Annotated in this window: 26 protein-coding genes; 10 read left to right on the top strand and 16 right to left on the bottom strand. The window is 57.4% G+C overall.

What is annotated here, in order from left to right; translation table 11 throughout:
- Positions 1-25: 25 nt before the first annotated feature.
- Positions 26-466 (bottom strand): low molecular weight protein-tyrosine-phosphatase, encoded by a 441-nt coding sequence (locus tag AC1RP7_RS17365; protein WP_218496633.1) that lies wholly within the window; start codon positions 464-466, stop codon positions 26-28.
- Between the two features lie 665 nt (positions 467-1,131).
- Between AC1RP7_RS17365 and rfaH the strand changes: the two genes are divergently transcribed.
- Positions 1,132-1,638 carry a transcription/translation regulatory transformer protein RfaH gene (rfaH, locus tag AC1RP7_RS17360; protein WP_154863131.1) on the top strand — a complete coding sequence of 169 codons (507 nt, stop codon included), beginning with the start codon at positions 1,132-1,134 and terminating at the stop codon, positions 1,636-1,638.
- Between the two features lie 482 nt (positions 1,639-2,120).
- Here the strand turns inward: rfaH and AC1RP7_RS17355 are convergent, their stop codons facing one another.
- From AC1RP7_RS17355 to AC1RP7_RS17340, 4 genes are all read right to left on the bottom strand, one after another.
- Entirely contained in the window at positions 2,121-3,515 is a 1,395-nt protein-coding gene (locus tag AC1RP7_RS17355; RefSeq protein WP_090454165.1) for an undecaprenyl-phosphate glucose phosphotransferase, read from the bottom strand.
- A gap of 352 nt (positions 3,516-3,867) precedes the next feature.
- Entirely contained in the window at positions 3,868-4,554 is a 687-nt protein-coding gene (locus AC1RP7_RS17350; RefSeq protein WP_493181841.1) for a winged helix-turn-helix domain-containing protein, read from the bottom strand.
- A 34-nt stretch (positions 4,555-4,588) separates the two neighbouring features.
- Positions 4,589-5,332, bottom strand: coding sequence for an EAL domain-containing protein (locus AC1RP7_RS17345; RefSeq protein ID WP_057715618.1), 744 nt, complete (start codon positions 5,330-5,332; stop codon positions 4,589-4,591).
- A gap of 29 nt (positions 5,333-5,361) precedes the next feature.
- A complete protein-coding gene (locus AC1RP7_RS17340) occupies positions 5,362-6,102 on the bottom strand; it encodes a winged helix-turn-helix domain-containing protein (RefSeq protein ID WP_167362854.1) in 741 nt (246 codons plus the stop codon).
- A gap of 524 nt (positions 6,103-6,626) precedes the next feature.
- Between AC1RP7_RS17340 and AC1RP7_RS17335 the strand changes: the two genes are divergently transcribed.
- Entirely contained in the window at positions 6,627-7,460 is an 834-nt protein-coding gene (locus AC1RP7_RS17335) for an undecaprenyl-diphosphate phosphatase (RefSeq protein WP_057715616.1), read from the top strand.
- Positions 7,461-7,509: 49 nt separating this feature from the next.
- Here AC1RP7_RS17335 and dusA read toward each other — a convergent pair whose 3' ends face one another.
- The gene (gene dusA, locus AC1RP7_RS17330) at positions 7,510-8,505 is read right to left on the bottom strand and encodes a tRNA dihydrouridine(20/20a) synthase DusA (protein WP_090454169.1); all 996 of its coding nucleotides are present in this window, start codon (positions 8,503-8,505) and stop codon (positions 7,510-7,512) included.
- Positions 8,506-8,950: 445 nt separating this feature from the next.
- On the opposite strand from dusA, the gene AC1RP7_RS17325 reads away from it, so the two are divergent.
- Both AC1RP7_RS17325 and AC1RP7_RS17320 read left to right on the top strand, forming a co-directional pair.
- Positions 8,951-9,331, top strand: coding sequence for a DUF6124 family protein (locus tag AC1RP7_RS17325; RefSeq protein WP_223473493.1), 381 nt, complete (start codon positions 8,951-8,953; stop codon positions 9,329-9,331).
- A gap of 104 nt (positions 9,332-9,435) precedes the next feature.
- Positions 9,436-9,657 carry a hypothetical protein gene (locus tag AC1RP7_RS17320; protein WP_429521231.1) on the top strand — a complete coding sequence of 74 codons (222 nt, stop codon included), beginning with the start codon at positions 9,436-9,438 and terminating at the stop codon, positions 9,655-9,657.
- A gap of 69 nt (positions 9,658-9,726) precedes the next feature.
- On the opposite strand, the gene AC1RP7_RS17315 is transcribed toward AC1RP7_RS17320, so the two are convergent.
- From AC1RP7_RS17315 to AC1RP7_RS17290, 6 genes are all read right to left on the bottom strand, one after another.
- The gene (locus AC1RP7_RS17315) at positions 9,727-10,512 is read right to left on the bottom strand and encodes a transporter substrate-binding domain-containing protein (RefSeq protein WP_429521230.1); all 786 of its coding nucleotides are present in this window, start codon (positions 10,510-10,512) and stop codon (positions 9,727-9,729) included.
- A 90-nt stretch (positions 10,513-10,602) separates the two neighbouring features.
- Positions 10,603-11,526, bottom strand: coding sequence for a copper homeostasis membrane protein CopD (copD, locus tag AC1RP7_RS17310; RefSeq protein WP_493181844.1), 924 nt, complete (start codon positions 11,524-11,526; stop codon positions 10,603-10,605).
- A 3-nt stretch (positions 11,527-11,529) separates the two neighbouring features.
- Positions 11,530-11,913: a copper homeostasis periplasmic binding protein CopC gene (gene copC / locus AC1RP7_RS17305; RefSeq protein ID WP_493181845.1), complete on the bottom strand. Its 384-nt coding sequence runs from the start codon at positions 11,911-11,913 to the stop codon at positions 11,530-11,532.
- 52 nt (positions 11,914-11,965) lie between these two features.
- Complete coding sequence (locus AC1RP7_RS17300; RefSeq protein WP_154860626.1) at positions 11,966-12,868, bottom strand: copper resistance protein B; 903 nt, start codon at positions 12,866-12,868, stop codon at positions 11,966-11,968.
- A gap of 10 nt (positions 12,869-12,878) precedes the next feature.
- Positions 12,879-14,585: a copper resistance system multicopper oxidase gene (locus tag AC1RP7_RS17295; RefSeq protein WP_493181848.1), complete on the bottom strand. Its 1,707-nt coding sequence runs from the start codon at positions 14,583-14,585 to the stop codon at positions 12,879-12,881.
- Positions 14,586-14,692: 107 nt separating this feature from the next.
- Positions 14,693-15,394 carry a murein L,D-transpeptidase catalytic domain family protein gene (locus AC1RP7_RS17290; protein ID WP_057715601.1) on the bottom strand — a complete coding sequence of 234 codons (702 nt, stop codon included), beginning with the start codon at positions 15,392-15,394 and terminating at the stop codon, positions 14,693-14,695.
- Between the two features lie 81 nt (positions 15,395-15,475).
- On the opposite strand from AC1RP7_RS17290, the gene AC1RP7_RS17285 reads away from it, so the two are divergent.
- Positions 15,476-17,230, top strand: coding sequence for a L,D-transpeptidase family protein (locus AC1RP7_RS17285; RefSeq protein ID WP_493181850.1), 1,755 nt, complete (start codon positions 15,476-15,478; stop codon positions 17,228-17,230).
- A gap of 187 nt (positions 17,231-17,417) precedes the next feature.
- Here the strand turns inward: AC1RP7_RS17285 and AC1RP7_RS17280 are convergent, their stop codons facing one another.
- Complete coding sequence (locus tag AC1RP7_RS17280; protein ID WP_493181851.1) at positions 17,418-17,885, bottom strand: hypothetical protein; 468 nt, start codon at positions 17,883-17,885, stop codon at positions 17,418-17,420.
- Positions 17,886-18,128: 243 nt separating this feature from the next.
- Here AC1RP7_RS17280 and AC1RP7_RS17275 point away from each other — a divergent pair, with 243 nt between their 5' ends.
- On the top strand, positions 18,129-19,700 hold the full coding sequence (locus tag AC1RP7_RS17275; RefSeq protein WP_493183995.1) for a sensor domain-containing diguanylate cyclase: 1,572 nt from the start codon (positions 18,129-18,131) through the stop codon (positions 19,698-19,700).
- A gap of 112 nt (positions 19,701-19,812) precedes the next feature.
- A complete protein-coding gene (locus AC1RP7_RS17270; protein ID WP_493181855.1) occupies positions 19,813-21,219 on the top strand; it encodes a DUF1254 domain-containing protein in 1,407 nt (468 codons plus the stop codon).
- A 35-nt stretch (positions 21,220-21,254) separates the two neighbouring features.
- On the opposite strand, the gene AC1RP7_RS17265 is transcribed toward AC1RP7_RS17270, so the two are convergent.
- Complete coding sequence (locus tag AC1RP7_RS17265; RefSeq protein WP_493181856.1) at positions 21,255-21,581, bottom strand: hypothetical protein; 327 nt, start codon at positions 21,579-21,581, stop codon at positions 21,255-21,257.
- 347 nt (positions 21,582-21,928) lie between these two features.
- On the opposite strand from AC1RP7_RS17265, the gene AC1RP7_RS17260 reads away from it, so the two are divergent.
- Positions 21,929-22,723 carry an exodeoxyribonuclease III gene (locus AC1RP7_RS17260; RefSeq protein WP_154910069.1) on the top strand — a complete coding sequence of 265 codons (795 nt, stop codon included), beginning with the start codon at positions 21,929-21,931 and terminating at the stop codon, positions 22,721-22,723.
- Positions 22,724-22,836: 113 nt separating this feature from the next.
- Entirely contained in the window at positions 22,837-23,667 is an 831-nt protein-coding gene (locus tag AC1RP7_RS17255; RefSeq protein ID WP_057715595.1) for an arylamine N-acetyltransferase family protein, read from the top strand.
- Positions 23,668-23,722: 55 nt separating this feature from the next.
- On the opposite strand, the gene AC1RP7_RS17250 is transcribed toward AC1RP7_RS17255, so the two are convergent.
- On the bottom strand, positions 23,723-24,028 hold the full coding sequence (locus AC1RP7_RS17250) for a BrnA antitoxin family protein (protein WP_057715594.1): 306 nt from the start codon (positions 24,026-24,028) through the stop codon (positions 23,723-23,725).
- Between the two features lie 3 nt (positions 24,029-24,031).
- Entirely contained in the window at positions 24,032-24,313 is a 282-nt protein-coding gene (locus AC1RP7_RS17245) for a BrnT family toxin (protein ID WP_057715593.1), read from the bottom strand.
- Positions 24,314-24,567: 254 nt separating this feature from the next.
- Between AC1RP7_RS17245 and AC1RP7_RS17240 the strand changes: the two genes are divergently transcribed.
- The gene (locus AC1RP7_RS17240; protein ID WP_493181859.1) at positions 24,568-26,085 is read left to right on the top strand and encodes a nucleobase:cation symporter-2 family protein; all 1,518 of its coding nucleotides are present in this window, start codon (positions 24,568-24,570) and stop codon (positions 26,083-26,085) included.
- The last annotated feature ends 93 nt before the right edge of the window (positions 26,086-26,178 follow it).

Here is a 26,178-nt window from a genome sequence, read left to right as displayed (position 1 = left end):
TTTTAACAGATATTCGAGGAGTGGTTTAGCGTGCGAGACGCCTTGCCCAGGCGGTTACTGCTTCTTCAGTCAACGCGTATGCATGCACAAAAGCAGGTTTGCCTTGACGGTAGGGATCGCTGATTTCGCGGTTGTTCTGCCACTTGCCCAGCAAGAAGACCTTTCCTCGCGCTTCAGGCGCGATCTTGAGAACACGGTCTATGTGCGACTGCTCCATCACCAGAATCAGATCCGATTCGCTGATGGCTGCATGGGTCAATTGATTGGCTTTGTGCTCTTCTGGCAGATGGCCATGCTCTTCCAGTACGATCCGGGCGGTGGGTTCGATCGGGTGATCTTGTAGTGCGCCAAGACCGGCAGAGCTAACTTCGATATCGGACTGCCCCAGTGCTGCTCGCAACAAATGTTCGGCAGTGGGGCTTCGGCAAATGTTGCCAATGCAAACGATTAGAATCTTGTTAAACAAGGCAACCTCCCTGGAAATTCCACACTTGTGGTGATGTGCAATTGGAAAGACTAAAACTATGCTTTTCTTCAATGGCACTTTTGTGACGGCTTGCAGCTATTGGGTGTGTGCCTCTTTCCGTGAGGAGTTACCGTGCTGGATGAAGCTTTTGACTGCGAAGACTCTGGCCTGCTGGAATCCGGACTTGGAGTGTGCTTGACAGTTGCTATGCTAAAAATCATAACTGGCAACCCACGACAACATCAACCATTAAATGCCACGCGAGTATTGAAAGCATATGGCAAAAAAAATTCCATACATAAAGCCAGATATTAAATAACAGTTAAATAACATTGTTGGTTCTTGCCTGACGGATTTTAACGTTTTTGGCTTTTTTGTGTTGTCCTGTATTGGAGTGTGTTAAACGTCTTGATACGTAATTTGATGCTAATGATGTTCGGGGTTTTGCCTTGGGCGAAGGGTTCACTAGCGTTCCTGTATTGCTAATAAGTTTCGTATGTTTTTGAAGGGTTACGTTTCCATGATCGGCCAACTCCGTTTTTCAGGTGCATTTCCATCCTTGGGAGAAATTCGTCGCAAGATCGATGAGAAAACCACGGAGCTACTTGACCACACAGGTGCAGAAGGGGCTGATTGTGTCCATCCATAGTGCTTCGGCTGTTCAAATGACCTTGCCTGAGAGTCTCACCTCTAGCGCATGGTATTTGGTGCAATGCAAGGCGAGCCAGGACGAGCGTGCAGAGATCAATCTGGTTAACCAGGGGTATACCTGTTTTCGCCCTACGCATCGGCGCGAGCGTGATATGCAGGGGCGCAGGAGGGTTGTTCGCGAATCGCTGTTTCCGGGTTATCTGTTTATCCAGCTCGGCTTAGGTGAGAGTTGGGCGCCTTTGCGTTCTACTCGCGGTGTATTGCGAATTGTCAGTTTTGGAGGCAAACCGGTACCCGTAGGTGATGACTTGATCGCACAACTTCATGAGCACGATAGCGGAGCCCCTGTGGAGGCTCGGTTTGCCTGTGGAGAGCGGGTGCGTATCAATGAGGGGCCTTTTGTCGATGTGGAAGCGATCTTCCTGGCGATGGAGGGCGAGCAGCGAGTGTTGCTCCTGATGACATTGCTGCAACGTGAGCAAAGAATCAGCATGCCCTTGGTTGGTATCAGTAAGCATTGACACGGAGCGTTGCTCCCGGCCTGCCAATCAACAGATACCGCCTGGCAACAAGGTCAATTGCCGTCGTCTTAGTTCCCCCTCCCCAGTAGGCATTAAGCTTTTGTCGCAGCACCAGGAAAGCAGCGGTCTCGGCCAGGGCCGCAGCTTTACGCCATGGCTGACGCTCCCGTTCGCTAATACGGTGTTTGTCGTCACGCGATTACCCGGTATCCACTTTTTAGCGGTCAACTGCTGCCGTTGCGCCTGCCTGAAGGTAAGCCCGGGCGTGTCGATATCGCCCTGAACCTGGTCAAAAAGCCGTACGGTATCGAGCGGAGACTTAAAAGAAGTTGGCGATGAGTATCGCCACGAGAGTCGACAGCAGAACAACCTGCCGGTGTTGGTGCAGTTGCAGGCATGGCTGGGAAAACCCAGCCACTAGTGACGGCGCAAGCGCACTGGGTAAATGGCTTGCGTCCCCTGGTTAGCCTGCAGGCGTCCCCTCAATAAATGTCTTTTGACAGCAAGGTGAACGGCGTCTTCACCAGGATTTTCACATCCAGCCACAACGACCAGTTATTGATGTACTTGAGGTCGATCTCGACGCGCTTCTGCATCTTGTCGATGGTGTCGGTCTCGCCGCGGCAACCGTTGATTTGAGCCAGCCCGGTGATTCCCGGTTTGATTCGATGGCGAGCCATGTAGGCGAGAATCTTGCCGGAGTAGTAGTTGTTGTGCGCAACGGCATGAGGGCGAGGTCCGACCAGCGCCATATGACCTTGCAATACATTGAACAGCTGCGGCAACTCGTCAATGGAAGTGCGACGGATAAAGCGCCCGATCGGGGTAATCCGCGAGTCGTTACGACTGGCTTGCTTCACCTCGTGATCGTCGTGCACGCGCATGGATCGAAACTTCCAGACTTTGATGACCTTTCCGTTCCACCCGTGGCGGTCCTGTTTGAAAAATACCGGACCATGGGAGGTGAATTTGACGGCCAGGCCAATGATCAACAGTAACGGGCTTAGAGCGATAATGGCCATCAGAGCCACGCTTTTATCGAACAGGCTTTTACTCAATGCGGCAGTGGGTTGGCTGGAAAGCGGGCATTCAATCAAGTGGATTGCCGGCATGCCATCCACATCACTGACCGAGTGATTGAGCAGCGTCAGGCTGTTCAAGTCCGGGACCCAGACAACATCGACGTGGGCATCCAGCAAGTCGACATACATTTCTTCGATTTGTACCGCTTCGCTCAGGGGAAGCGTGATGTACAGACGTCGGATGTCATGAGTCTTGATCAGTTCGAGCAGTTCCTCTTGCGGGCCTACAACCGGTGGTGCGCCGGTCTCCAGCAAAGGAGTGGTGTCGGAGCTTACCAGGCCGACCAATGGGAAGTGCTCGAGGGCACGAAGCTTGTTAGCCAGTCCCAGTGCCAGTTCGCCAGTACCCACAATCAGCGTTCTGCGCTCAACTTGAAGCGCCCGTTGGTAGTACTTCGAAAAACCATGCAGTGGGACGTACAACAGCGCCTGCCCGAGGTAGCTGCAGATAGCCCATATCAGAATGATTTGACGAGAAAACAGTTCATTGGCCTTACAGAGGAAGGCGACAATAGCCAGCGCTGCCAGTGTCATTGACCAACCCATCAGAAGTCTTACCAGACCCTCCAGGTAGTTGTCCTTCTTGGCGTAGACGCCACACCAGGAATAGGCTGGAACCGATGCAAGTACAGTAAGGGTTGCACATACTCGATAATAGAACTCAACCGTACCCGTCTTGTAATAAACCAGTATTAACAATAGGGCAACAACAAAGCCCAGGCCAAGAGCCCACTGTCCCCAGAAGGTCAGTCCTTTGAGAGTGGTATTTCGATTGATACGAAGATTGTTAACCATACGTTATCCCCAAAATACGTCCATTCGCGTTTCGACAGACAAAAGCCAAAATTAATGAAATAAGAGTTATTGTTCATATTAGATGGCGGAGCATTGATGATCGAAACGCCAAGAGGGCGGCGCCGTCATCAATGGATAGATTAAGTTATTAGGGGGAGCACTGTCTGACGACTTTTAACGAGAGGGCGGTGTATATGGTTGATATATCTGGGCGAGAGTGGCGTTAGAAATAGTCTGGATTCAACTTTATTAACACGGCTTTTTAGAAGGGGGGCGGGTGGAGAGGGGGGGAGATAAATTGGCGTGCTTTTTTATTGTTGTATTGCACTGCCAGGGCGAACGCCTGAATGGTTCAGGCTGATTTTTTTACGCGCACGATTTTTTGTATCAGGCAGTACCCACGATTCCTTACTGCACGGAAAAGACGTTCGCCGTTGCTGGCGTTTTTAAACTTTTCCTGTAGTCGGCTCAGGCACATTTCGAGACCCCGATAGTGTTCAGGTTCTCTGCCGATGCTGCGGATAAGATCGTCCTTGCTGACCACGCGATCTTCATGGTGCAGCATTTTTTTCAGCAGCGTGGCCTCCAGGCCAGTCAAGGCAATCTCCACGCCATCTTTGGTCAGCGCGCCGTTGGCATCGCTCAGTCGCCAGGTTTCAGTCAGTGGAGCGTGCGGTTTGGACGCCTGGGAGACGCATTCCCTGGTGTCATCTCTGGCGTTGTCCGCAGTTGATGTGAAGTGAGTAAATTTCGTTACGGATTGGACTGCTTGCCATTCGGACTTGAACGTCGAAAGGATGCGCTGGGTATCATGCTTGATAACCGGAGGAACCATCTTGGCTACCTGCGGGGAAATAAATTCCATAAGCTTGGGGGCAGAAGTGGGTGGGGCAACGCCTTCATAAAACATCTTTGCCTGTGACGTGCCGTAACTGTTATATCGCTTGCTGGTCAGTAATGCCTCAAGCTCTAGTTGTAGTGCGGGGTTGTGAGTAACCACGACAAAGTATTTTCTAGGGAGGTTTGTGCTGCTATCCATGGCTCTCTCCTGATTTGCACATCTGGGTGTTGATTTAAAGGTTGTCGGCGGGGGAGTAATGGCTCCCTTGGAAGTAATCAAAGGGCAGCGCACGTGCCAGTATATGGCTGGCAGCATGCTCGACTCTGTCCGCTATAAAGGAGACTTTTGTGTTGTGAGTGAGCATGGTCATGCGTTCGTGGAGGCGATTGAATAATTCTGGATTGCCGCTGAGCTTGAGACTCAAGTCTAGAGAGGAAGTGGAAATCTTTATATAGTCGAATAGATTCAGGGTTGTAAAGATTTCGATACTTTCATCATCGATGTTGTAATCGTCGAGCGCGATTTCTATGCCGTGATCTTTCAATAGATACACGTTATGAAGGATTTTCTTTTTTTCTGCGAAGCTGACTGCCGAGAGGGGTAGTTCATTGAGCGCGATAACCAGTGTCTGGCCAAATTCGCGCAGAGCAGCGCCGGACTGTATCAACTCTTCCGTGAGCGCAGAGTTGGCGAGGTCCGACTGTTTTACGCAAACAAAACTACGGCTTAAGTACTTGCTCCCGTTAGTGGTGTCGCGATCTTTTAGTGAGAACGCAATCAGCCTGGTTTGCATCAGTACTTCACTGTAGATCCCACTCATCTGATACGCCTCTGGCGCGCAGGGCGCGGAAGCAGAATCGTCAAAATGTATTCTGATCTCGCTGGCAAACGGGCAGTCATCCCGAGTGAGGATCAATTGTCGAGACAGGTAATGCTCTGCGTGATCGTAGAATCGCACGCTCCCTGTTGCGTTCATAAAACAGAAACTCCCTTTTACATTAAGAATCAGGTTGTCGAGATCAGACCCCTGATTAAACGATATCCATGCCCACGGATACTTTGAATGGCGTTGGTTCCATACATGCCTTTTATTTTGCCGCGAAGGCGACTGATCGACTTTTCCAAGGCTCTTGGGTCATAAAAATTTATATTCAGCCCCATGATCCTGGCGATTTCATCATGGCTCAATATTTGGTTTTTGGTCTGAGAAAAAGCCTCAAGAATTTTCATTTCTGCAAACGATACATCCAGTTTTTTATACTCGCCAATCAGGCACATGCGAGTAGGGTCCAAAAGCAGATTATGCTTTTTTTGCCATTCTGGACTGTTAAAAAATTCGGACAGTACGTCACATTTTTTGTCTGCAAAAGTATCGCAATTAATACAGTAGTCGGCCCCGGCAAAGTAATACTTCATCTTGTTGTAGGTGCCTCTACCGGTGATGGCTACGAAAATTATTGACGCCAGATTTTCGGCGCGAATATTTTCTACCGTGGTGAGGCTTTCAACAAATGCTTGAGGGCTGTCGATTACGATAAAAATTGCACGGTATGAATCAGTATTCTTGTTTCTTTTGAATGAGTTGCTATAGCACATTGCATCAACGGCAATATCCTTGCCTACGTGGCTTGCGACTAATTCCCTAAAGCCCTCAGCTAGCGTGTGGGTTCGCCCAACGGTGAGAATACCTTTCTCCTCCTTCGCGTAGCTGTGGTCTGTAGTCGTTATTTTCCCTGTAAGCATCATGCTTTGACTCGGCTGGGTGCTGGCATTTGAATGTTAAAGCACCCATTCTCGGTTGTGACTGACAATTGGTAACATTTCACTCGTTTTTCAAGCGGTCGCTACCTTTTTTTAACGTTGCTGGTGATTCTCACGTGATCGTTTGCTTACCAATGGCTCAAGAGGCCTGATGGCCTATTGGAATCTCGCGGGCTGACAGGTCATATCATTGTGCCATCTTTTGTCCCGATGTCCCTGTTTTTCGCATCAATACGACCGTGGATGCCGCTAAAGTTCCCGCGGCTTGATTTTTTTCATTGGGTGCCATGAGGCAGTAGGGCTTTGTTGATTCAAGTGCGAGTGATTGCTCTTGTTTGGCTCGGAGCTATCCAATATTAACCGTTATATAACGTTCATGTTGGTGGTGTTGACCATGGACATTTCATAACATTGAGTTTTATTAGTTTGTCTAATGCGCTTTACTTTCGTGTTGGCGTTGAATCAGAGCGAAGTCGACGCATGGGTATTTGTCGTTGAGGGAGGAATTAATGGATCTTTGGACAACCATATCAGTGTTGGTTTTAGGGATGGTCGAAGGTCTGACGGAGTTTTTGCCGATATCAAGTACAGGGCACCAGATTGTTGTCGCGGACTTGCTCAGCTTCGGCGGCGAGCGAGCAATGGCTTTTAACATCATCATTCAATTGGGCGCGATCCTGGCAGTTGTCTGGGAGTTCCGTCGCAAGATTCTCGAGATCGTTACCGGCTTACCGACTCAACGCAATGCACAACGTTTCACCTTGAATCTATTAATCGGCTTTCTTCCGGCAGTGGTCCTGGGGGTGTTATTCGCCGATAAGATCCATGAGTATCTGTTTAATCCAATCACTGTAGCAGTGGCATTAGTGGTGGGTGGCATCATCATGTTGTGGGCCGAGCAGCGGGAACATGTGGTGTCTGTCGAGCATGTTGACGATATGCGCTGGGCCGACGCCCTCAAGGTCGGTTTCGCGCAATGCCTGGCGATGATTCCGGGCACCTCGCGCTCCGGATCGACGATTATCGGTGGGTTGCTGTTTGGCCTGTCGCGTAAGGCGGCTACGGAGTTTTCGTTCTTTCTGGCGATGCCGACCATGGTCGGTGCCGCCGTGTATTCAGGCTATAAGTATCGGGATCTGTTTCAGGCTGGCGACCTGCCGGTATTTGCGCTGGGTTTCGTGACGGCGTTCTTTTTCGCCATGATCGCCGTGCGTGGTTTGCTCAAGTTCATCGCCAGCCACAGTTACGCCGTGTTCGCCTGGTACCGGATCGGATTCGGTTTGCTGATTCTGGCAACGTGGGTATTCGGTTGGGTTGACTGGACCGAGGCTGCAGCGCTCTGACACTTGCACCAGGCTGCAGGACATGCAGCCTGGTCGCAGGGGCTAACCGTTAACGCCCCTCAAGCAACTCCGCCGCTTGATCCAGCAACGCCAAAGGCTCTTTGGCCTTGTGAATATCCACCGACAATAACTGCCGAAACTTGCGTGCTCCCGGGAACCCGGTGCCCAGTCCAAGCACATGGCGAGTGATGTGGTGCATCGAACCACCTGCCGCGATGTGCGCCGCTATATAAGGACGCAACTGCGCCAGCGCATCAGCCCGGCTGATCACCGGCGCCGCGCTGCCGAACAGCTGCTGGTCCACCTCGGCCATCACATAAGGGTTGTGATACGCCTCGCGGCCCAACATCACGCCGTCAAACGTCTGCAAATGTTCGTGGCAAGCCTCCAGCGTCTTGATCCCGCCGTTGAGGATAATCTCCAGCTCAGGAAAATCCGCCTTCAACCGCGCTGCCACGTCATAACGCAGGGGCGGGATGTCACGGTTCTCCTTCGGCGACAATCCCTCCAGAATCGCGATCCGCGCATGCACGGTAAAACTGGTGCACCCGGCATCCCGCACCGTGCCGACGAAATCACACAGCTCCTCGTAACTGTCCCGGCCATTGATCCCGATACGGTGCTTGACCGTCACCGGAATCGACACCGCATCACGCATCGCCTTCACACAATCGGCCACCAACTGCGGATGTCCCATCAGGCACGCGCCGATCATATTGTTCTGCACCCGATCACTCGGGCAGCCGACATTCAGGTTCACCTCATCATAACCATGCTCCTGCGCCATGCGCGCGCACGCGGCCAGGTCCAGTGGAACACTGCCGCCGAGTTGCAGGGCGAGCGGGTGTTCGGCTTCGTTGTGACGCAGGAAGCGTTCGTGGTCGCCGTTGAGAAGCGCGCCAGTGGTGACCATTTCGGTGTAGAGCAGGGCGTTTTTCGACAGCAGGCGCAGGAAGAAGCGGCAGTGGCGGTCTGTCCAATCCATCATCGGCGCGACGGAGAAACGACGGGAGAGCGGGGCGGGTGTGGCGGTGGTTACGGACATGGGGGATCTGGAATCGGTGAGGCTGGGAGGTGGAGGAGTTTATCAGGAATGGGGCTTGTGGGGTTTGGGCATGCCTCAGGGCGATTTAGTAGGTGCTGGGTATTGCGTTGATAACATCACGAAAAAGTAGGAGATTTCCCTCAAATCGCGTCCACATTGCCCATATTGCCCTACCTCTGATCACCCGTTTAACCTCCCTCCGTCGCTGCAAATTCAGCGACAAGGGTGTGGAAGCCCTTCACAAGATCTAGGCGCACAGGCGCCACCTAAATTTAAGCAGGCGCTTTTTTCATGTCTGCTGTTAAATTATGGCGGCTGTGCGCGGGGCACTTTCGGGTGCGCTGGGTTCCTAGATCCCCGGTCTTCCACACCCGTGCACAGCTGCCACCCCATCATGTGGAAGTGATGCTGGCAGTTCCTTTGGTTAATTCTAGGAACGAAAATGATGAAAAAGATCACGCCTGATCCTCCGGAAACCGCAACGCCTTCCGATTCTCTCGATCTTGGTCAACTCTCCGCTGACTCTCAGCGGGTTGTCAGCAAACGTCTACGAAATCCGAATCACGCTGATCCCGTCTGCCATGTGTTCACCATTCTGCCCAACGTCGACACTGAAACGCTCCTCTGTCACGCCTGTGAAACCCTCGCATCGTTGAACGTCTTGACCACTGACCTGGCTTGCAAGCTCGAAGGTTCAACACGCAGTCTGGCGCTGTCGATTCAGCAACTGGCGGTGGTGGGGGAGTTGTTGGTGAATCGGGCCTTGGACAATGTCGATCCGCAAAGTAGTGGATGTGAGAGATCGCCAGGTGCGCACGGTTCCTGAACCTACGCTGTCACCCCCCAAAGTTTCATGTTGCCCGGCACAGACGAGGCATAGGATGACCGCCAAACGCCATGCCCCGCGCTTCAACCCACAGGAATCAAAAAATGATCGCAACCCTCGTCAAAGTCTCGCTGCTTGCCGGTGCTTTGTTGTTGAGCGCCTGTTCGGGTGTGAGCGCCCATCGTGATTATTCGGCCGACTCGGTGCAGTCGGCCGGGTTTGGCCCGGGGCCGACCAGCAGCAATCCCGACAAGATGAATTTCCATGGCAGTGCGCTCGGCAATAGCTTCGGCGAATACGGCTCAGGTTTGCTGCACGACGATTGATACGCGCTCCGCAATGAAGAAGGGCGCTCCTTTGGGGGCGCCCTTTTTTGTGCGATTAAAAACGATCCGTTACTTGGCGTCAGGTACCGCCAGCCATTGGCGCAGAATCTTCTGGTAGTTGCCTGTCACCTTGGCCAGGTGCAGCCACTGATCGACGTACAGCTTCCAGGTGATGTCGTCGCGGGGCAGCAGGTAGGCTTTTTCGCCGTATTGCATGTAGTGCGTGGGGTTGACCGCGCACAGGCCCGGCTTGAGCTTCTGCTGATACAGCGCCTCGGATGCGTCGGTGATCATCACGTCGGCTTTTTTATCCAGCAGTTCTTGAAAGATGGTCACGTTGTCGTGCAACTTCAATTGCGCCTTGGGCAGGAAGGCGTGGACGAAGGCTTCGTTGGTACCGCCGGCGGGTTCGACCAGGCGAACCGTTGGCTGATTGATCTGTTCGACGGTCTGGTACAGCGCCTGGTCTTCGCAGCGCACCAGCGGGATTTTGCCGTCGACGTCCAGGATGCTGCTGAAGAAGGCTTTTTTCTGCCGTTCCAGGGTGACCGAGATGCCGCCCATGGCGATGTCGCACTTGCCGGCGAGCATGTCGGGCATCAGGGTTTTCCAGGTGGTGGGCACCCACTCGACCTTGACGCCAAGGCTGTCGGCCAGGGCTCGGGCCATGGCGATGTCGATGCCGGAGTATTCGCCGTCCTCGGCTTTGAGGGTGTAGGGCTTGTAGTCGCCGGTGGTACAGACGCGCAGCTGTCCCTGTTGCATGACGCTGTCCAGATGCGAAGGTTCTGCCTGGGCGCCAAGGGAGAGTGCGAGCAAGCCGCCGAGCATCATTGCTCTTTTGATTTTCGTCATTGTTATCGGGCTTTTGTGCTGGAGTGGTTTTGAAAGGGGAGTGTAGTGAAACTTTCACCGGAGTGAAAAATCAACGCCCCTGAAGATGACTCATTCCACTTCCGGGCTCAACGTACCCAGCCACGCCACCAACCCCACAATCAATATCGCCGCGGCCATTTCCACCAACACACTACGCCGAAGTGCATGGGCTGCCACGCGATACTGGCCCTCTCGCAACGACCGCTCCAGCAAGGGGCCAAGATAAAAGCGGTTCAGCGCCGCCAACACCAGCATCCCGGCAAACAGCAGTACTTTGATCGCCAGCAAAACTCCGTAGTGGCTGAGTAAAACCTCATCGAGTTTCGGCCCGACAATGAAGAGGTAGTTCACCACGCCCGTCACGGTAATGATCACAACGACCAGCGCACCGACAAGCTCAAATCGCCTGACTGCGTGAGCCAGCAACCGTATGTGCGCTTCGGTTTGCAGGGCCCGGGGTTGCGCCATCAACGCAAACGCCAGCAACGCGCCGAGCCAGACACCCGCCACCAACAGGTGCAGGATGTCCGTAGCGAAATGCCAGTAACGGCGACTGCCTTCGTCCATGGCGCCATGCCCGCTCCAGGCCAGACTGGCGAGGGCGATGCCGCCGGCCGTGGCGGCGATCACCAGGCTGATGCCGGGGGCGCGTGGGTTGAGCATCAACGCCAAACCCGCGACCGCTAATGCAATCATCCGCACGGCCCAGGCCAACCCGACGTCTGTCTCGAACAGCATCATTTCGAGGTGAGGGCGCAACTCGGTAACGTCTGATTCACCGCTCATGACGCGGACCATCAGCACCATGCCGGCGATGGACAGCAGCGCGCCGAGCCCGGCTGTTCCCGTCAATAGCCGGCGAAAGGGCAAGACTGTCCCGGATAGCCGTTCCTGTCCCTTTAAGCTGTATAGCCCGAACAGCGCTACGCCAAACAACAACATCAAATCCACATACAACACAAACCGCAGCACGACGTTGGCCGAGTCGCTCATCGATCATTTCACTTTGAAGGTGACGTTACCGGTGATCGGGTGGGTGTCCGACGACACCGCGCGCCATTCGACCTTGTAGGTGCCGGCAGCCAGGGGCGCTGCCGGGATGATGAACATGGTCTTCGGATCGCTGCCGCCGCTGATTTTGGCCTTGACCGGCATCGGGGCGTGGGCCATGCCGGCCATTTCGGTCATCAACAGTTTTGCACCGGAAAACTGGGTGACGAGGTTTTCGGAGAAGTGCAGTTCGATCTTGTCGGGTGATGCACCTTCTACGCCTTCCGCCGGGGTGGAAGAGAGTAGTTTGGGGTGCGCTTGAGCGAGGGTGCTAACAAGCAGGCCGCTGAGCAACGCGACTGCGATAGCGGTGGGTTTGAAGATGCGCATGCAAGGTCCTTTACCGCTCGAAGCGGTTGTTGTTGGTTTTGGGTGAGTCTGTTCAGAACCACATCCGAACACCGAGCACGAGGCGGGTTTCGCTGCGGTCCTCGCCTTCGTCGTTGGCATAGTCGGCGGTGTTGCCGTAGGTGCGGTTCCAGGTCACGCCGAGGTAGGGCGCGAATTCCCGGCGGATTTCGTAGCGCAGGCGCAAGCCAGCCTCGGTGTTGGATAGCCCCGCGCCGATGCCCCGTTGCGGATCGTTTTTGCCGTAGGCGTTGAGCTCGACGGTCGGCTGCAGGATCAGCCGATTGGTCAGCAGGATGTCGTAGTCGCCCTCCAGCCGCACGGCGCTCTGACCGCCTTCGCCGATGAAGGCCGTGGCTTCGGCCTCGAAGTTGTACAGCGCCATGCCTTGCACGCCGAACGCGGCCCAGGTTTGTGGGGCACCGGGTTTGAAGTCCTGGCGCACGCCGCTGACGACGTCCCACCACGGGGATATGGCGTGGCCCCACAGGGCCTGGATTTCCGCGTCCTCGGTCACGCCGTTGGTGCGCTCGCCTTCGGAGCGCAGCCACAGGCGATCAATGTCACCGCCGACCCAACCGGACAAGTCCCAGGCCAGGGTGCTGCCGTCATCGGCGTCCTGCCATTCCAGTTTGTCGGCGAGGAAAAAGGAGTTGAGCGTGCTGTCATGTACGTGGTGGCCGGCGGGATCGGCATACACCGCAGCGCGATCGGCATCGGTCAGCACCGGGATCGGCGTGCGACTTTCGCTGGGGGCGGCGGGCTGCATCTGGCCCTCGTCCATGCCTTGCATCTGGCCGTGGTTCATCTGGCTATGATCCATGCCTTGCATCTGGCCGTGGTCCATCTGGCTGTGATCCATGCCTTGCATGTCATCGCTGGCGGCCATTGCCGTCGAGGTCACGAGTGCGAAAAAAACCGGGGTGAATCGAATCATGGGGCGCACCTCATTCTTCCACGCGAACTTCACGGAACATGCCCATTTCCATGTGGTACAGGAGATGGCAGTGATAGGCCCAGCGGCCGAGCGCATCGGCCGTGACCCGATAGCTGCGCCGGGAGCCCGGTGGCATGTCGATGGTGTGTTTGCGCACCATGAACTGGCCGTTCTCGTCTTCGAGGTCGCTCCACATGCCATGCAGGTGGATGGGGTGCATCATCATCGTGTCGTTGACCAGAACGATCCGCAGCCGCTCGCCGTACTTGAGGCGCAACGGCTCTGCATCAGAGAACTTCACGCCGTTGAACGACCAGGCGAATTTTTCCATGTGGCCGGTCAGGTGCAGCTCAATGCTGCGGCCAGGCTCGCGGCCGTCCGGGTCTTCGAAGGTGCTGCGCAGGTCGGAGTAGGTGAGTACGCGGCGCCCGTTGTTGCGCAGGCCCATGCCGGGGTCGTCGAGTTTCGGTGAGGTGGACATGGCTTGCATGTCCACCAGCGGGTTGTCGGTTTCCGAGGCCGGGTGGGACTGCATGCCGGGCATATCGCCCATGGCCATGTTGCTGTGATCCATGCCCGCCATGCTGCCGTGGTCCATGCCGCCCATGCCCATGTCATCCATGGTCACCAGGGGGCGCGGGTCCAGTGGCGGCAGCGGCGCAACCAGTCCTGTCTTCACCGCCAGGGTGCCCCGTGCGTATCCGGTGCGATCCATCGCCTGGGCGAACAGGGTGTAGGCCGCTTCAGTCGGTTCGACGATAACGTCGAAGGTTTCCGCCACGGCGATGCGAAACTCGTCGACGCTCACGGGTTTGACGTACAGGCCATCGGCGGCGACCACAGTCATTTTCAGGCCGGGGATGCGCACGTCGAAGTAGGTCATGGCCGAGCCGTTGATGAAGCGCAGCCGCAGCTTTTCCCCGGGGCGGAACACCCCGGTCCAGTTCGAATCCGGTGCCTGGCCGTTCAACAGGTAGGTGTAAGTGGCGCCGCCGACGTCCGCCAAATCGGTGGGGTTCATCTTCATCTCGGCCCACATTTTGCGGTCGGCGACGGTCGGCCCCCAGCCTTTTTCGCTGACGTCGTGGATGAAATCGCCCACGGTGCGTTTGTTGAAGTTGTAGTAATCGGACTGTTTTTTCAGCGTCTTCATCAGGCCGACCGGGTCTTCGTCGGTCCAGTCGCTGAGCATCACCACGTAGTCGCGGTCGTACTGGAACGGCTCCGGATCTTTGGCGTCGATCACCAGCGGGCCGTAGACGCCGGATTGTTCCTGAAACCCCGAATGGCTGTGATACCAGTAGGTGCCGTTCTGGCGCACCGTGAACTGGTAGACGTACATGCCGCCGGGCTCGATGCCCTTGAAGCTCAGCCCCGGCACGCCGTCCATGTTGGCCGGCAGCAAGATGCCGTGCCAGTGAATGGACGTGCTGTCCTTGAGTCTGTTGCGCACCCGCAGCGTCACCGTATCGCCTTCACGCCAGCGCAGGAGCGGGCCGGGGATGCCGCCGTTGATGGTCATCGCGGTGCGTGGGTTGCCGCTGAAGTTGACCGGGGATTCGCCGATGAACAGGTTGAATTCATTACCGGCCAACACCTGCGGTTCGCCGGGACTGCTGATTGCCCAGGCCGGTGTGCGCCATAACCCGAGGCCGCCGAAGAGCCCGCCGATGGCCAGGCCTTTGACGAAGGTGCGTCTTGAAGTGTGGGAGTGCATGCCGTCTGTTCCGCCCGTCAGCCTGTTGAACTTGTTGATGAGGCTAGCAGGCGGTGCCTTTCAGCTGGCTGAGGCGAAGATTACAGTTTTGACAGGTTGGGCGTCGCTTACCGGCGTGAAGTGGACTTTTCCCTTGAGGCCACCGTGTCGCCGCTGCAGTTGATGTAGGAAGACGACTTCAGCCAGCGTTGGTCCGGGTAGTAGGAAAACAACAATTGCCCGTCCTTCATCGAATCAATCAGCCGATGGGCAATCGCCGGTCTGACGGCCGGGCAACCCAGGCTACGGCCGATGCGGCCATTGGCGCGGGCCAGCACCGGGCTGACATAGGGCGCGCCGTGAATGACGATGGCCCGGTCAAAGGCGTTATCGTTGAAGCCGGGCTCCAGGCCTTCCATGCGCAACGAGTAGCCGTTCTGGCCGAGGTAGCTTTGCTGGGTGCGGAACAGACCGATGCTGGTGGCGTGGCTTTCGTTGCGGTTGGAGAACAGCGTGGCCATGTTTTCACCGCTGTTGCGGCCATGGGCGACCAGTTCGTGAAACAGCAACTTGCGCCGTTTAAGGTCGAAGACCCACAGCCGTTGTTCGGTCGAGGGCAGGGAGTAATCGATCACCGCCAGTCGTTGGGCGGGGGCGACACCTTGGGCACGGCTGCATTGAGTGGCACGAACGGCCAGGGCAATCACTTTGGCGTCGGCGCCGGGTGCTGCTTTGACCAGCGCGTTTTCAAGCGAATCGGCGTAGGCTGACGTTACTGAAAGGCACGTCAGTAAAATGGCAAATAAAAGGCCAAAGCGGATTAGCGCCATAGTCGGGTCTCATCATGATAATTTCGAGTCTAGCAGCGAGCGGAAAACTAGCCGTTTGAAACGGGGGATTAAGGATTATCCATGGTGCAGTTAACAAGGTCATTCGTCATAAGCCGCATATTTTTTATGGGCTTTCTGATCAGCGGTGCAGCGTTTGGGCAAGTTTCGCCGATTGAGCCGGTATCTGCGGCGAGCAGCACAATCGATGCCGCGGCGCCCGACGACGCGGTCGGCCAAGCGATTCAAGCGACCCTGGAACCGCTGCGATCGGCCTTTCCGCCGTTGCTCACGTCCAGGCGCCATCAGCGTGTGGATGTCAGTCGGGTGGTGCTGGATTTCTATATGCATCGCAACTATCGCGCCGCGTGGACGGATGATCGTGACGTGGCGCAATTACTCAAGAGCCTCGAAGCCACCCGGATCGACGGCCTGAATCCGGCGGATTTCCGCATCACCGAACTGGCTCAGGCCCATGAGTCGCTGGTGGCTGCCATGCCTTCCACGGCGCAACGGGCGATGTTCGATATGGCGGCGACCCGCACGTTCATCACCGCGCTGCTGCAACTGCGCCGGGGTAAAGTCGATCCGTCGCGGCTGGACATTCACTGGAATTTCGATCCTGCCGGCGGCAATGCCCACGAGGACATGAACAACCTGTTCGCCGCCCTCGATGCCCATGACGTTGCGCGTGCATTCGCCGATGCGCCTCCTCAGGAAGAGATTTACCGCAATTTGCGTGAAGGCCTGGCCCGGTTGCGCCAGGTCCATGATGCGGGCGGCTGGCCGAAAGTCACTGAAGGGCAATCGCTCAAGCCCGGCATGGACGGGGTGGCGGTGGCTCAATTGCGTGCGCGTCTGGTGGCGGGCGGTTACCTGGACGCGCACCTGTCGAAAAAAGCCGGTTACGACGACAAGGTCATTGCCGCGGTGAAGAAGTATCAGGCCGAGCAATACCTGGCGGCCGATGGCGTGGCGGGGGCGGCGACGCTGGCGGCGCTGAACGTGCCGGTCGAGGCGCGGATCGATCAGGTGCGGGTCAACATGGAGCGCGCCCGGTGGCTTTTGTACAAACTGCAGGGCACGTTTGTGATCGTCGATATCGCCGGATACAAGGTGGCGATGTACCGTGACGGTCTGCCGATCTGGCGTTCGCGAGTGCAAGTCGGCAAGCCGGTGCGCAGTACGCCGGTATTCCAGGCCGAAATCACCTACATCACGTTCAACCCGACCTGGACCGTGCCGCCGACCATCCTCAAGCAGGACGTGATTCCGAAAGTCCAGAACGATCCGGGTTATCTGGCGGCCAACCGGATTCGCGTGCTGGATCGCGAAGGCAATGTGCTCGATCCGTCGAGTGTCGACTGGAGCAACCCGCGAGGCATCCACCTGCGTCAGGATGCCGGCCCCGACAGTTCGCTGGGGCAGGTGGTGATCCGCTTCCCCAACGACTATGCGATTTACCTGCATGACACGCCGCACCGCGAGCTGTTTGCCAAAACGGTCCGGGCCACCAGTTCAGGCTGCATCCGCGTGGAAAACCCCTTGCAACTGGTCGAGCTGTTGTTTAACGACCCGGTGCGCTGGAACAGCGCCGGGATTCAAAAACAGTTGGCCAATGGCAGGACCGAGAACATCCCGCTACCGGTGAAAGTGCCGGTGTTGTTGGCTTACTGGACCGTGGATCTGAGCAATGACGGGCGGGTGACGTTCAAGCCCGACATTTATGATTACGATGCCAGGGTGCTGCAGGGCTTGAGTCAGCCTACGAAATTGCCCGCTCTGGACTTGCGTCGCGCAGAGATACCGCTGGTGGTGACGGGGCAGAACAAGCTGTAGCGAAAGACTGGAAACGGGCGCCGGAGCGTATTACTGATCACTTAACACACGAAACCTGTGGGAGCGAGCTTGCTCGCGATGGCGGACTGTCAGGCACCCCTTACGTGACTGTCCAACCGTCATCGCGAGCAAGCTCGCTCCCACAAGGTTTGCGGTGTTCAAAGGCTTAACTGACTGGCATTAGCCCCTAAAGCGCCAGCCCTTGCTGGACCACGACAAGCAGATCGGTTTCCGTGAGCGCCACCGCATCCAGTTGCGCGGTGGCCTGCTCGATCGTTTGTAGCCACCAGTGTGTTTCACCGTGTTCGTCCACGGTGCGCAACAGGGCGAGTTCGTTGTCTGTTGTGTGGATCTCGACCCGCCCCTCACCGTCGGCGGTGAAGCGTGCAACCGGGTCAAAGGTAATGCTGTGCTCGTTGCCGATGATCACCAACTGGTCGATGGCGTAGTCGTAAGCGTCGCCATCGGGGTGGCTCTCGAAGACGTGGGTGGGGTTGCGCCGCAGGATCAGGCCCGCTTCGGTCAACGGCTGTAGCCAGGTCTCTATGCGTTGATACAGTTCGTAGACCTGGCCCGGCCAGCCATCGATCGCCTGATCCGCGCTGGTCAGCCGTGTCTGTTTCAGTTTTGCGGCGAGTTCGTCTGCCTTGCTCATGTCGATTCCCTGTATTGAGGTTTGTTTAATCGTAGCTCGTTGACGCACAGCTAGCGCTTGCCCTGGGTCATGTTTGCAGCGCAGGCAGGGTGCGGACGTTGTGTCCGGGCAGTACCAACGGGCGGTGTGATACCGCTGGGCAAGTGGCCACCCATTTGTCCTGGATAACCCCGTAAACTACGCCACCCGAAGACTGAGGGCTTTGGGGCGTTGCCCATGCCTTGCCCCCGACAGGATGAACTTTTGCCCACGCGCTTTAACGACCCGGACCACGCCCCTGGCATCGCATTGAAACGCATACCGCTGCGCAAGGCCGCGGTCTTGTTCATTGTCACGGTGTGCCTGTGCCTGTGCGGTTTGCTCTACCTGCAACTGGAACAGTCCCGTCGCCACGACCTGAGCCTGGCGCAAGTGGCGTCTTCGAACCTGACGCGGGCCATGGCGCAGCAAGCCGAAGACACCTTCATGAAGGCCGACCTGGTATTGACCAGCCTGGTGGACTGGATTCAGGTCGACGGGTTCGGCCCGGACCAACAGCCACGCTTGCAGCAGACCTTCGCTCGGCGCGTGCTGGCGCTGGATCAGTTGCACGGCATCCTGCTGTTCGACCAGAAGGGCCAGTGGGTGGTGACCTCGTTTGAAAATCTGCCTCGGGGGCCCGGCGTCGCCGATCGCGAGTACTTCAAGTATCACCAGCAGAACGTATCGTCGGTGGCGCATATCGGCCCGGCCATTCGCAGTCGGGATAACGGTGAGTGGATCATTCCGGTTTCCAAACGGGTCAACGACAAGAACGGCCGTTTCCAGGGCGTATTGCTGGCCGGGATCAAGATGTCGTACTTCGACCAGTTCTTCAAAAGCTTCAGCCTCGACGACAACGGCTCGATGTTTCTCGGCTTGACCGATGGCACGCTGTTGGCGCGTCGACCTTTTGTGGAGGCGCAGATCGGCACGTCGCTGGCCCAGAGCGAGATTTTCCAGAAGTCCCTGCCACTGGCCAGCTCCGGCAATGCGATGTTCACATCCATCATCGATGGTGTGACACGCCTTTACGGTTACCGACAGCTGGAGGCGTATCCGCTGGTGGTCACGGCGGCGTCGTCCACGGAATCCATTCTCGCGGGCTGGTACGACACGGCGTTTCGCTCCAGTCTCATTGTTGCCTTGGTATTGCTGGGCGTGGGGTTGTTCGGGTGGGTGTTCCTGCATCAGGTGCGTGTTGGCGAGCGGGTCGAGTCGGATTTGCGCAGGGCACAGCAAGCGCTGGAGCTGATCGCCACCCACGACAGCCTGACCGGATTGGCCAACCGCCGATTGTTCGAGCGGGCGCTGGACGTCGAGTTCGGGCGCGGCGCCCGGCAGGCGAGCCCTTTGAGCCTGATCATGCTCGATATCGATTACTTCAAGCGCTACAACGACACCTACGGCCACGTGGTGGGGGATCACTGTCTGGCCGAAGTGGCACGCGCGCTGAAGAGTTGCTGCCACCGCAAGGCCGATCTGGCGGTGCGTTACGGTGGCGAAGAGTTTGCGGTGCTGCTGCCGGACACCGACATCCACGGCGCCATGACGATTGCCGAGCAGATCCGCCGCAGCGTCATCGACAAGCACATCAGCCACACCGGCTCGCCCAATGGCTATGTGACGGTGAGTCTTGGTTGCTATTCGTTCGTGCCGTCGGGGCGTGACAGCATGGATGTGTTTGTCGAGCGGGCGGATGCGGCGTTGTATCAGGCCAAGCATTCGGGGAGAAACCGCGTGGCAACGTTGTCGATGGCCGGTGGCGTCGAGGCGTTGATGCGCTCCGACCGTTGAGGTGCTGTTGCTGCCGGTGGTCTGTCTCCCTGGTCTGGCGGAATTGATCGTCTAGAGTTCCGATTGTTCTGTCGATCCCGGCAGACATCCACTCGCATGGACGATCGCCAACATGTTGATACCTCAAACGTTGACAGCCGTTGCTTTGACCGTCGCAGCCACTGCCATCTTTCCGCTGGCCAGCCACGCGCAATCGAAAATCACCGCCGAAGAAGCTCACTCGATCGGCGTGGATGCCTACATCTATTTTTACCCGCTGCTGAGCATGGACGTCACTCGCAAGCAGTTCACCAACATCGAGCCGGGCAAGGAGTTCGGTAAAGGCCCGATGAACATGTTTGTGAGTGTGCCGCAGTACCCGCCTGCCGATTTCAGAGGGGTGGTGCGTTCTAATTTCGACACGTTGTATTCGATTGCCTGGCTGGACTTGACCAAGGAACCGCTGGTGATCGCCGCGCCCGATACCGATGGGCGTTTCTACCTGTTACCGATGCTGGATATGTGGACCGACGTATTCGCTTCGCCGGGCTGGCGCACCACAGGCACTGAGGCCGGGCAATTTCTGGTGACGCCGCCGGGATGGACCGGGACGGTGCCCGCCGGGATGAGCCACCTGCCGGCGCCAACCCCGTTTGTCTGGGTCATCGGCCGTACCAAGACTGATGGCGCGGCGGATTACGCGGCGGTGCACAAGATCCAGGCCGGTTACACGGTTACGCCGTTGTCCCGGTTGGGCAAGGAGCCTGAAGCCGTCACCGTGAAGGTCGACCCGGCGGTGGACATGAAAACGCCACCGAAGATTCAGGTCGATTCCATGTCGGCTGCCAACTACTTCACTTACGCTGCCGAACTGCTGAAAGTGAATCCGCCGCACAGCACCGACCAGCCCATGCTGGCGCAGATCAAACGGATCGGCATCGAACCCGGCAAGTCGTTCGACATGGACACGCTGGATCCGCAAATCCAGGCCGCGCTGCAAAGCGTGCCCCAGGATGCGCAGGCCTTGATGACCTGGAAAGTGCCGACCCTGGCGCGGGAGGTCAATGGCTGGTCGATGAACACTGACACCATGGGCGTCTACGGCAACTACTACCTCAAGCGCGCCATCGTTACGCAGGTGGGGCTCGGTGCCAACCTGCCCGAGGACGCAATTTATCCGTTGAACATCGGCGACAGCAACGGCAAGCCGCTCGAGGGCGCAAACAAGTACGTGCTGCATTTCAACAAGGGCGAGGCGCCGCCAGTGAATGCCTTCTGGTCGATCACCCTGTATGACCCGGAAGGGTTCCAGGTCGCCAACTCACTCAATCGTTTTGCGGTCAGTAGCTGGATGCCGTTCAAGAACAACGCCGATGGCTCGCTGGATCTCTACTTCCAGAACGAAAGCCCTGGCAAGGATCTGGAGGCTAACTGGCTACCGGCACCCAAAGGGCCGTTCAACCTGACCATGCGTCTGTACGGCCCGAAAGCCGAAGCGCTGAATGGCAAGTGGAACCCGCCAGCGGTCAAGCCGATGTAGGCCTCAGGTCACAAAAAGCGGCCAATGACGGCATGTCATTGGCGGCTTTTGCCTGTCCAGCTACCCGTTCCGCCGCCAGCACCGCCGGTTCCGCCACCGGGCGCACCGGTGCCGCCGCCCGCGCCACTGCCCGGGCCATTGACGCCGGTGCTGCCGCTTGACGAGCCGGGGTTCTGTCCGCGCCCGTTATTACCCGAGGGATCGCTGGGCCTGTTGTTATCTGGCAGCAGAGTTGAATTGCGGGTTGCGCCGGGTGCCGTACCGGTCGCGCCAGGACCATCGCCGGACGCCGCAAACGTGGCCAGGGACGTCGCCGACAACCATCCGGCCATGAGCAGCGAAGTCATTTTTATGTTCATCATGGTCGTCTCCCGGGATGAGTCGTTACCTGATGTTAGTGTGAAGGGTCACGCGGTTGGTGCCGACCCGGTTGACGAGTGGCACGGGGCCTAAGGGGGCCACCGATCCATGGCCAAACGAGAACCCTGTGAGAGCGAGCTTGCCCGCGAAAGCGACAGGTCAGGCAAATGGTTGGCCACTGATACGACGCCATCGCGAGCAATCTCGCTCCCACACAGCTCTCAGCGTCAGCAAGGCCTATGATCGACCAGCTTGCGCTGAAGGTGCTGCCGCCCCGGGACCGCTGACGCAACCTGCGAAACCTGCCGGTGTCACACGTCAGACACCTCGTCCTCAGGAGTGTCCGTTCATGAAAAAGTTGCGGATCGCCACGTTCAACGTCAATGGCCTGCGCGCACGCCTGCCGAATCTGTTGGCCTGGCTTGAGCGGGAAAAACCGGATATCGCCTGCCTGCAGGAATTGAAGGCAGTGGACAGCGCATTCCCGGCGGCTGAGCTTGAAGCGGCCGGCTACGGCGCCATCTGGCAGGGTCAGGCGTCCTGGAACGGCGTGGCGATCCTGGCGCGGGATGCGCAGCCGCTGGAAAGCCGACGCGGGTTGCCCGGCGATGACAGCGACAATCACAGTCGCTATCTGGAAGCCGCTGTCCACGGGGTTCTGGTGGGTTGCCTGTATTTGCCCAACGGCAACCCGCAACCGGGGCCGAAATTCGATTACAAGCTGGCGTGGTTCGAACGGCTTATCCATTACGCGCAGACGCTTGAAGGCAGCGAACATCCGGTGGTGCTGGCGGGGGACTACAACGTGGTGCCCACCGACCTGGACATCTACAACCCGCGCTCCTGGCTCAAGGACGCCTTGCTGCAACCGGAAAGTCGCGAGTGCTACCAGCGGTTGCTGGACCAGGGCTGGACCGATTCATTGCGGCACCTGCATCCACAGGATCGGCTCTACACGTTCTGGGATTATTTCCGTCAGCACTGGCAGAAAAACTCGGGGCTGCGCATTGACCATCTGCTGCTCAACCCGGCCCTGAGTCCGTATCTGCAAGACGCCGGGGTGGATGCGTGGGTGCGTAACGAGCCCCATGCCAGCGACCACGCGCCGACCTGGATTCAATTGGGCTCGCACAAGCGGCGTTGAGTGTTTTCATGCCGGGTGATTGGCTAAATCAATTGTCGGCGGCAGTGCTTGATCCCGTATACATAGCGGCCACTGGCGGAGCAATCCGCCGCTGCGTGCAAAAGGACTGAACGATGAGCGAGCCACGCCTGACCGACCGTGCTTTGTATCTGCAACGCCTGGGCTTCGATGCACCTCCAGCACCGACCCTGGAAACCTTGCGCCAGCTGCAACTGCGCCATACCGGCGTTTTCCCGTTTGAAAACCTCACCACATTATCCGGCGAGCCGGTGCTGATCGACTTGCCGTCCATAGAGCAGAAGGTCTTGCACGATGGTCGTGGCGGTTACTGCTACGAACTCAACAACCTGTTCCTGGCCTTGCTACAGGAATTGGGTTTCGACGCCCGTGCCATCAGCGGCCGGGTGGTGATGGGTCAGCCGGAGGGCTCCTGGACTGCCCGGACCCACCGCCTGAGCCTGGTCATCATCAATGACGTGCGCTACATCACCGACGTCGGCTTCGGCGGCATGGTACCGACCGCGCCCCTGTTGCTTGATACCCGCGCCGAACAACCAACCCCGCACGAGTCGTATCGCATCGATCTGCACGTCGACGGCTTTACCCTGCGCGCCAACGTTGCGGGTGAATGGCGAGCGATGTACATCTTCGACCTGCAACGCCAGGAAGATATCGATTTTGCTGTGGGCAACTGGTACGTCTCGACCCACCCCGAGTCGTCTTTCGTCAAGCAGTTGATGGTGGCACGCACCGGAGAGGGGTGGCGACGCACGCTCAACAATGGCAGCTTCGCGATTCACCGGATTGGCCATGACAGCGAGCGGCGGGAGGTGACGGATGTTCAGGAACTGATTGGCCTGCTGGGCAGCGAGTTCGGCATTCGCGTACCGGAACAGGCGCAATTGGCACGGACTCTGAAACGATTGATCGCAGCACCGCAGTAACAGGCTGATCCTGGACATCGCACAGAGCTGAGCCGATTGATCGGCCCTTTGTGTTTCAGGGCCGAACACCCGGCTCCATCACCCGTTGGATTTCGCGCAAGGCCTCTGCCAGTTTCTGCTCCAGCCCCTTGAGTTCGGCAGGGGTGAGGGTTTGTTTCAGGTGTGCGCTCTTGCCTTCGTTGAGCAGGGCTCGGCGCAAGGTATTGTTGATCACCGTCTGGTAGCCGTACCCCTCGTGTTCTGCCAGTGTGCGGGCCGCTTCGATGACTGCGTCATCGAGCATGATGGTAATGCGGGTCTTGCCTTTGGCAGGCGCCACGGCCCCGCGCCTGGCGTTGCTGAAATCGTATTCGTCTTTCATCGGTCATGCCTCCAGGTACTGACGACGCTCGCTTTTGGTGGCGATGCGCGCGGAAATGATTCGAACGAAATTCGGATCGCGGTGGGTGTACACGACAACCAGCAACCGGCCTTTGGCGTCCAGCCCCAGGGTGATCCAGCGTTGTTCATCATGGTGATTGTCCTCGATGGTCAGCGCTCGCTCGTCATGGAATACCGGTTCAGTCTCTGCGAGGCTGATGCCTTGGTGCTTGAGTTTGTTGGCTGCGTTCTTGGCCTTGTGGAACTGAATTTCGAATGACTTCATTATGCATACTTTATATGTATATAGAAGAGGCGGGCCTTACCGATGGTCGCCAGGAATTCAAAAGACTAGTCAGCACGCGGGTGTGGGCGGCGAGGGATGTATTTCAAGGTTTTTGGCGTGGCCAGGAGGGTGGGTGTCAGGCGGAAACGGACAAGTATCCATTTTGTGACTGATAAGTTGTATACAACTCTATAGACATTTGTCCTATGTCTTGCATACAGTGTGCGCATAACAAAAACCAGGGAACCCCCTCCATGAAAACGCCCCATGTTTCACACCAACGGCCCGAGGACGAAAATCTTGGGATCGGCGCGAATATGGCTTATGGCCTGCAACATGTTCTGACCATGTATGGCGGTATCGTCGCGGTGCCATTGATCATCGGCCAGGCGGCCGGGCTCTCGCCGGCGGACATCGGTTTGTTGATTGCTGCTTCATTGTTTGCGGGGGGGCTGGCAACGCTGCTGCAAACCCTGGGTTTACCGTTTTTTGGTTGTCAATTGCCGCTGGTGCAGGGCGTATCCTTCTCCGGCGTCGCGACCATGGTGGCGATTGTCAGCAGTGGCGGGGAGGGCGGGTTTCAATCGGTGCTGGGGGCGGTGATAGCGGCGTCCCTGATCGGGTTACTGATAACCCCGGTGTTCTCGCGTATCACCAAGTTTTTCCCGCCGCTGGTGACCGGCATCGTGATTACCACCATCGGCCTGACGCTGATGCCGGTAGCCGCGCGCTGGGCAATGGGCGGCAACAGCCATGCGCCGGACTTCGGCAGCATGGCGAACATCGGTCTGGCGGCGGTAACGCTGGTGCTGGTACTGCTGCTGAGCAAAATCGGCAGTGCGACCATCTCCCGCCTGTCGATTCTGTTGGCCATGGTCATTGGTACGGTGATCGCGGTGTCCCTTGGCATGGCGGATTTCTCGTCCGTAACCCAGGGCCCGATGTTCGGCTTCCCGACGCCGTTCCACTTCGGCATGCCGACCTTTCACTTTGCTGCGATCCTGTCGATGTGCATCGTGGTGATGGTGACGCTGGTGGAGACCTCGGCGGACATTCTGGCCGTCGGTGAGATCATCGGCACCAAGGTTGACTCCAAGCGCCTGGGCAACGGTCTGCGCGCCGACATGCTGTCGAGCATGTTCGCGCCGATCTTCGGTTCCTTCACCCAGAGCGCCTTCGCCCAGAACGTCGGTCTGGTGGCTGTCACCGGCATCAAGAGCCGCTACGTGGTGGCAACCGGCGGTCTGTTCCTGGTGATCCTCGGTCTGCTGCCCTTCATGGGCCGGGTCATCGCCGCCGTACCGACCTCCGTATTGGGTGGCGCCGGCATCGTGCTGTTCGGTACCGTCGCGGCCAGCGGCATTCGGACCTTGTCCAAGGTCGACTACCGCAACAACGTCAACCTGATCATCGTCGCGACCTCGATTGGCTTCGGCATGATCCCGATCGCGGCACCTAGCTTCTACGATCACTTCCCGAGCTGGTTCGCGACCATTTTCCATTCGGGCATCAGTTCTTCGGCAATCATGGCCATCGTGCTGAACCTGACCTTCAACCATCTGACTGCCGGTAACTCCGACCAGCAATCGGTGTTTGCGGCCGGTACCGAGCGGGTGTTGCGTTATCAGGATCTGGCGGCGTTGCGTGAAGGGGACTACTTCAGCGACGGTAAACTGCACGATTGCGACGGCAAGGAGATTCCGGTGCTGGAATCGGAACATGGCGTGGCAGAACCACGGGCGGTCCACACGAAAAGCAGTGAGCATGTCTGACGTTCACGGCAACTGAAAAAAGCCGATCTGTCGAATAGACAGATCGGCTTTTTGCTTTTCAGGCGTTGGCTTTTCAATCGACCACAAAAAAGC

It is taken from the genome of Pseudomonas sp. GW822-FHT01E03, from assembly GCF_058802985.1.
This window is presented reverse-complemented; position numbering and strand designations above follow the sequence as displayed.

Excerpts from the sequence above, each read along its gene's own strand:
- AC1RP7_RS17245 (WP_057715593.1), bottom strand. The coding sequence starts at position 24,313 with ATGAAGTCATTCGAAATTCAGTTCCACAAGGCCAAGAACGCAGCCAAC.
- copD (WP_493181844.1), bottom strand. The coding sequence starts at position 11,526 with ATGAGCGACTCGGCCAACGTCGTGCTGCGGTTTGTGTTGTATGTGGAT.
- AC1RP7_RS17265 (WP_493181856.1), bottom strand. The coding sequence starts at position 21,581 with ATGATGAACATAAAAATGACTTCGCTGCTCATGGCCGGATGGTTGTCG.
- AC1RP7_RS17250 (WP_057715594.1), bottom strand. The coding sequence starts at position 24,028 with ATGAAAGACGAATACGATTTCAGCAACGCCAGGCGCGGGGCCGTGGCG.
- AC1RP7_RS17285 (WP_493181850.1), top strand. The coding sequence starts at position 15,476 with ATGGTGCAGTTAACAAGGTCATTCGTCATAAGCCGCATATTTTTTATG.
- dusA (WP_090454169.1), bottom strand. The coding sequence starts at position 8,505 with ATGTCCGTAACCACCGCCACACCCGCCCCGCTCTCCCGTCGTTTCTCC.
- AC1RP7_RS17320 (WP_429521231.1), top strand. The coding sequence starts at position 9,436 with ATGATCGCAACCCTCGTCAAAGTCTCGCTGCTTGCCGGTGCTTTGTTG.
- AC1RP7_RS17280 (WP_493181851.1), bottom strand. The coding sequence starts at position 17,885 with ATGAGCAAGGCAGACGAACTCGCCGCAAAACTGAAACAGACACGGCTG.
- AC1RP7_RS17355 (WP_090454165.1), bottom strand. The coding sequence starts at position 3,515 with ATGGTTAACAATCTTCGTATCAATCGAAATACCACTCTCAAAGGACTG.
- AC1RP7_RS17325 (WP_223473493.1), top strand. The coding sequence starts at position 8,951 with ATGAAAAAGATCACGCCTGATCCTCCGGAAACCGCAACGCCTTCCGAT.
- AC1RP7_RS17350 (WP_493181841.1), bottom strand. The coding sequence starts at position 4,554 with ATGGATAGCAGCACAAACCTCCCTAGAAAATACTTTGTCGTGGTTACT.
- AC1RP7_RS17345 (WP_057715618.1), bottom strand. The coding sequence starts at position 5,332 with ATGAACGCAACAGGGAGCGTGCGATTCTACGATCACGCAGAGCATTAC.
- copC (WP_493181845.1), bottom strand. The coding sequence starts at position 11,913 with ATGCGCATCTTCAAACCCACCGCTATCGCAGTCGCGTTGCTCAGCGGC.
- AC1RP7_RS17255 (WP_057715595.1), top strand. The coding sequence starts at position 22,837 with ATGAGCGAGCCACGCCTGACCGACCGTGCTTTGTATCTGCAACGCCTG.
- AC1RP7_RS17335 (WP_057715616.1), top strand. The coding sequence starts at position 6,627 with ATGGATCTTTGGACAACCATATCAGTGTTGGTTTTAGGGATGGTCGAA.
- AC1RP7_RS17340 (WP_167362854.1), bottom strand. The coding sequence starts at position 6,102 with ATGATGCTTACAGGGAAAATAACGACTACAGACCACAGCTACGCGAAG.
- AC1RP7_RS17270 (WP_493181855.1), top strand. The coding sequence starts at position 19,813 with ATGTTGATACCTCAAACGTTGACAGCCGTTGCTTTGACCGTCGCAGCC.
- AC1RP7_RS17240 (WP_493181859.1), top strand. The coding sequence starts at position 24,568 with ATGAAAACGCCCCATGTTTCACACCAACGGCCCGAGGACGAAAATCTT.
- AC1RP7_RS17315 (WP_429521230.1), bottom strand. The coding sequence starts at position 10,512 with ATGACGAAAATCAAAAGAGCAATGATGCTCGGCGGCTTGCTCGCACTC.
- AC1RP7_RS17260 (WP_154910069.1), top strand. The coding sequence starts at position 21,929 with ATGAAAAAGTTGCGGATCGCCACGTTCAACGTCAATGGCCTGCGCGCA.
- AC1RP7_RS17300 (WP_154860626.1), bottom strand. The coding sequence starts at position 12,868 with ATGATTCGATTCACCCCGGTTTTTTTCGCACTCGTGACCTCGACGGCA.
- AC1RP7_RS17295 (WP_493181848.1), bottom strand. The coding sequence starts at position 14,585 with ATGCACTCCCACACTTCAAGACGCACCTTCGTCAAAGGCCTGGCCATC.
- rfaH (WP_154863131.1), top strand. The coding sequence starts at position 1,132 with ATGACCTTGCCTGAGAGTCTCACCTCTAGCGCATGGTATTTGGTGCAA.
- AC1RP7_RS17290 (WP_057715601.1), bottom strand. The coding sequence starts at position 15,394 with ATGGCGCTAATCCGCTTTGGCCTTTTATTTGCCATTTTACTGACGTGC.